The following is a 5,160-nucleotide window of genomic DNA, read 5'->3' on the forward strand; positions in this document are numbered from 1 at the left end:
GGCCCACAGTAATCGATAAACAGCTTATCACCTGCAACATGGAGCTGACGCATACTGCGCTTTTGGGTTTTTAACCAACGAGTGAAGTGCTCACAGAACTGAGTGTAAGCGTAAGCTTGCTCTTGATATTGCTCATGATACTCCTGCCACAACAACATCTTTGTCATGCCTTTACGCTTGAGTTCGACAGCGTACTGAGCGAAGTCTGGCATAACCTTGTCTCRACTGGCTTGCTTCGAATGATATAGGGCTTTGGTAAGGTCGGTATCACTGCAACCTTCTGGGAGAGGCCAGCCTATCTGACTTTGCTTAAAGCGAGCGACAAGCTCTGAGACTGTTGCAAGGCTGACATTGAGACAACTAGCAATACTACGGTAGGACAACCCACACTCGTACTTAAGGCGTAATATCTCTTTGATTTTGTTCATTGGAGTTCTCTTTTTAGCCATTGCCGCTTCCTTACGTTCTTGTTTAAGAAGTAAAGAATAGCGAGCTATTGATTTAAAAGAGAAAAAGGAAGAATTTCGGGCACTCCGAACGCGGTTTTCGCTATTTCGAACGCTGATTTCGGAGTTCGCTTAAAAGTGTTCGGATAATCGCGGAATGTGCGTTCGGATTAAACCGAAATAGGTGTTCGGGCCATACCGAAATGGCCGTTCGGAATGCTCCGAAATACGCACCTTACGTAACTATGCCTGTGCCTGGGAGAATTGGTGATACGTGGACTCACTATCTATGAGCAGTGTCGCCAACTTTACAGGTTTGTGTGCTGCAGCCCCTCTAATATGATGCTTTATAAGGTATTGTTTATGATTTGCCCATTTACTTGAATGTGGTTATTAACTATCATGTTGTTCAATTAGTTGTTTAAGCTGAGTGCTTTATTTTGAGGTATCTAATAAGTAAGAGTTTTTAGGGTCGCTTTACCTCTCTTGCTTGTGGTGTTTTTTCATATCGCTTTCGAAATATCTTGCTTAGTTGATGTTCGGTGTTTACCCCAATCACTTTCGTGAAGGAAAGCCGTGCAGTTAAAGTGTCACGATACATTAACAAGTGAGGTGTACTGATATGTCCCTCGTTTGTATCGATATGATTTGCTTATAGCTCAGATTTGCTAGGGAAATCAGCCTCAGTTCAGTTTGAAATATGGAAGATATAATTATATGAAAATGCAGTGGTTAGCTAGGGTTTCACCGTTGTTGTTGCTATCAGCATCAGCTGTCGGAGCTGAAAACTTATACGTAGGTGCTAAAGTCGGTAATGTAACGGCCGATAACTTTGCACCATTAGTCGAAAGCCGCACGGCTATCGATGATTCAGATACGTCTTACGGCTTATTTGTCGGTTACCATATCGTAGACACACTAGCGATCGAGGGTGGTTATAACTACCTTGGTGAGTATGATCTTAAAGATATTGCCGGCGGTAGCTACGAAGCAAGCAGCTTTGATGTTGTTCTAAAAGCATCTGGCAATGTAACCGATAGCCTAGCGTTATACGCAAAAGGTGGTTTTGCCGTTTATGACTGGAAAGCAAACGGTCCAGGTGTTGAGTCTGATGATTCTGGCGTTACTCCTACGATTGCTTTTGGTTCTGAATACTCGATTACATCAGCGATGAAGGTTGGTATTGAATACCAGCTATATCAAGATATTGGTGGCGTAGATATCGACTCGTTTAATGTTGCTTTGTCACATAGCTTCTAATCATTTGTAGGGATAAATTGTGAAATATAAAATTTTAGCGTTATCAGTCGTTGGTGCAATCCTTGGTGGTTGTGGCAGTGACAACAACAACAGCGTGCCACCTGAGCAAGCGTACCGTAATATCATGGCATTCGACCCAGCAGTTATGGGTATGAAAGGCACTTACAGCTGTGACAATGGTGCAACTGGTTCTCTTGAAGAAACAAACTACTATGGTGTTTCTGAAGTTACAGATATTACCGTTTTAAATTACCCAGAAACTTGCACATTTACTTACAATGCAACTCCTGGTGCAAAAGACGTATCCAACGGTAAAGACATGAGCCAAGTAAGCTACAAGTTCCCTAAAGGCTTGGCGAACTACGATGATCTTGTGACATCTTCTCCAATCTCTACTTTGATTGAGAAAGAGCTAGGTGGTGTAGCATACAACGAAGCTACAGGTATTCAAGTACTGAAAGATCTTGGCTTAGACAGCTTACTAAACAACGGCAGTGTGAGCAGTGTTGCTGACTTCTTACGTCGTACTGATGAAGTAATCAAAACTCTTCCTGCATCTGAAGCAAGCCTAGTTTCAGCGACAGCGGCAGTACTATCAGACGTACTTGTTGTAAGCCCAACAGCAACAGCTAGTGAGTTAGCAGCGGCAACTGAGTCAATTACACAAGAAGTTATTACAACCTACCCTGACTATCCTGAAGCTCCGGGTGGTGGTGAGATTTACCTAGATCTAAAAGAAGATCCGAAGTTAATTGAAGATGCGGTAAAAGACCCTACTAATGTTGGCACTCTTCCACCACCAAAAGACTCTGAACCTGTTCCAAATCCTGATGAAGGTACTCCACCACCAACTGGCGGTACTGGTGGTACTGGTGGTACTGGCGGCGGCGGTAACGGCGGTGGTACTGGCGGTTAATTTTAGTATTGTAATAAAAAGGCACCACTCGGTGCCTTTTTTACATGCTGTTACTATCAACATAGTTACAATCAAATATAGTCGCTATTAAACATAGCCACTTGCGAATACTGTTATAACCTATTGCATACCAATGAAAATATTCAGCCACTCTAGAAACGCAGCACTCATAGCATCTCTTAGTGCATTCGCCATCGCTCCTAATGTCTATGCTGTCGATAACCTAATGTCGTCCCAAAGTTACACTGGCGCGATTATTGTTCCCAATGCTCAAGTGATGGACTCCGGGGATATCTCTTACCTCTATGGTCAAGGTGTACCGTATAAAGGAAAAACCAGTGAGCTAGACAATATTTTGTTTAGTGTTGGCCTTTTTGAAGGCTTTGAAGCCGCGGGACGAATTGTTACCAAAACCTACGATTGTCACCTTTACACCAATGTACCGAACTACAACCCAAACTGTGGTAATGGCATTCGTGACTTGTCTGCGTCGTTTAAGTACCAGCTTCCTTTTGTAAAAGATTGGACTGGGTTTGATCTGGCGGTAGGTGTTCAAGATTTAGGTGGTGCGGCCAGCAACTTCGAAACCTTCTATGCTGTGGCTGATTACCAACCTGATTTTGTACCAGCAAGGTTTAGTGCGGGGTACGGCAAGTCAGAAGTGAGCCATGGCGTTTTAAACGGGCCATTTGCTAGCTTAGAGTATCAGCCACTGGATTTTGTTCAGCTTATTGCAGAGCATGATTCTCATCAATTTAATGCTGGCCTTAAGGTGTTTACACCAGAACATTATTTACCACTTGATACGCAGTTATCTTTTCAATACCAGTTTTACACCAGTGGTAATGCCGATATCGATATTTGGTCGGTAGCGGCATCAACCCCACTAATGGGCTTCTCCGAGTCTCGCCGAGTGAATGAATTAACCCTAGAAGACAAGATCGCAGTAGAGCAAGCGCATCATAAATTCGCCGGTCTGGTTCAGCTTAAAAAAGCACTGGTCGATGAAGGTTTTCTTAATGTGAGAATCTCTGCGGACGATATTGGTCTAAATGTGGCGTTAGAAAGCCGCCGTTATAATCGTAACCAAGTAGATGGCGTTGGTGTTGCTTTGGGTATCATCTCTTCTTATGTGGGAGAGAGCATGCTTCAAGACCTTGGCGTTAATAATTACCAACAGCAAAACATTCGTTTGTTTAACTTGGTTAACGACATGCCGATGATGGAAGTGATCACTAGCGCACCATGTTACCGCGAGTTTGTAAAAACAGGTGAGCCTTGCAAAACACTGCTTGTTCGTACCTCTGATGTTAAAAAGAGCTACGCTAAAGCGAATTTTGATGAAGAGGTTACTCGTTCTGGTTTCGGCCGAACACAGGTTATTGTGTCTCCAGCTTTGTATCACAACACGGCGACAGAGTACGGTGTGTTTGATTACTCATTAGCACTGGCGACCAACTTGTACACACCACTTTGGAAAGGTGCCGCTTTGGACCTTCGACATGTCATGCCGCTTGCAGAAAGCGATGATTTCGAAGAGGGCGAAATTTGGGGCGATGATGCGTTTGAAAATGAAGTGGACAGGGTCCTTTTCCATCAAGCATTCCAACTGCCTTACAATCTCACTACTCAATTCTCATTCGGACAAGTCTACGGAAACTATTTGGGTGTATTGAATGAAACCCAGTATGCGAGTAATAGCGGCCGCCACATACTAGGTGCTGAATTCGCAAACTTTTCCGCTCAAGACAAGTACGATTCTAGAGGCAAAGCTATCTTAGATGCGACTCCGATGATTGGTCATTACACTTACTCAAGATCGGACTGGAATTGGCAAGGTAAAGTGCAAGCTGGTCAATTCTGGAAAGGCGATGAAGGGGTACGTGTAACTACCAGTCATTGGTTGGGTGACGTAAGAGTTGATGCTTCATACCAAACCACAAAAGCAGTAGGCAGCAGTGAAGCCGAAGATTTTGTGACACTCTCTATCGCGATTCCTTTAACACTATGGCGTGATATGAGCCCAGGCTACGTGCAGTTGCGTGGTATTGATCAATTTGTATACGCATTACAAACTCGTGTTGGGGATAGCCATAATAATTTAGGTACAGGTTTAGGTGTCGATACTGGCTTACAACACAACATTGAAAGACAGTACTTCAACCGTAACCGCATCGGCGCAAGTTACTACTATGAAAACCGACAGCGCTTACGCAATGCTTACCTAAAATACTTAGAAGCCGTTAAATAGCGTAAATAGAAAGTGAAGAGCCAACACCAAGTGTGTTGGCTCTTTTTTGGTTCATCGCGGCTTTCCGGGGAAAGCCGCTTTTATCTTCAAGAAGAAGTAGTCTGTATCTCGATACCCATACCCCATTCGCTTGATTAACTTTATTTTGTTGTTTATCCCTTCCAATGTGCAGGTGTTGAGCGGATAACTTGCCGATCCAATAATACCGTGAAGATAAGGCCTCAGTTTTCGTGCGAACTCTTTCAATGGCTTAATTCCACTTTCTTGCACTTGTGCCCACCATACCT

The 5,160-nt window shown here is 43.6% G+C and carries 4 protein-coding genes and 1 pseudogene; 3 read left to right on the forward strand and 2 right to left on the reverse strand.

Features of this window, described 5'->3' with window-relative positions; genetic code table 11:
• A pseudogene (locus L1D55_RS26800) lies at positions 1-449 on the reverse strand (IS21 family transposase); the annotation flags it as partial.
• A gap of 714 nt (positions 450-1,163) precedes the next feature.
• Here L1D55_RS26800 and L1D55_RS26805 point away from each other — a divergent pair.
• The 3 genes from L1D55_RS26805 (at position 1,164) to L1D55_RS26815 (ending at position 4,873) form a co-directional block, all read left to right on the forward strand.
• Positions 1,164-1,706, forward strand: coding sequence for an outer membrane beta-barrel protein (locus L1D55_RS26805; RefSeq protein ID WP_008219136.1), 543 nt, complete (start codon positions 1,164-1,166; stop codon positions 1,704-1,706).
• 19 nt (positions 1,707-1,725) lie between these two features.
• Positions 1,726-2,622: a serine/threonine protein kinase gene (locus L1D55_RS26810; RefSeq protein ID WP_239919473.1), complete on the forward strand. Its 897-nt coding sequence runs from the start codon at positions 1,726-1,728 to the stop codon at positions 2,620-2,622.
• Between the two features lie 133 nt (positions 2,623-2,755).
• The gene (locus L1D55_RS26815) at positions 2,756-4,873 is read left to right on the forward strand and encodes a YjbH domain-containing protein (RefSeq protein WP_239919474.1); all 2,118 of its coding nucleotides are present in this window, start codon (positions 2,756-2,758) and stop codon (positions 4,871-4,873) included.
• 51 nt (positions 4,874-4,924) lie between these two features.
• Here the strand turns inward: L1D55_RS26815 and L1D55_RS26820 are convergent.
• The coding region (locus tag L1D55_RS26820; protein WP_239917017.1) for a transposase at positions 4,925-5,160 on the reverse strand (236 nt) is incomplete at its 5' end.

Origin of the sequence: Vibrio sp. Isolate22 (assembly GCF_022398115.1) — a bacterium.
Lineage (GTDB): Bacteria > Pseudomonadota > Gammaproteobacteria > Enterobacterales > Vibrionaceae > Vibrio.

Bases quoted from the DNA above. Each gene is read 5' to 3' on its own strand.
- L1D55_RS26805 (WP_008219136.1), top strand. From the start codon at position 1,164: ATGAAAATGCAGTGGTTAGCTAGGGTTTCACCGTTGTTGTTGCTATCA.
- L1D55_RS26815 (WP_239919474.1), top strand. From the start codon at position 2,756: ATGAAAATATTCAGCCACTCTAGAAACGCAGCACTCATAGCATCTCTT.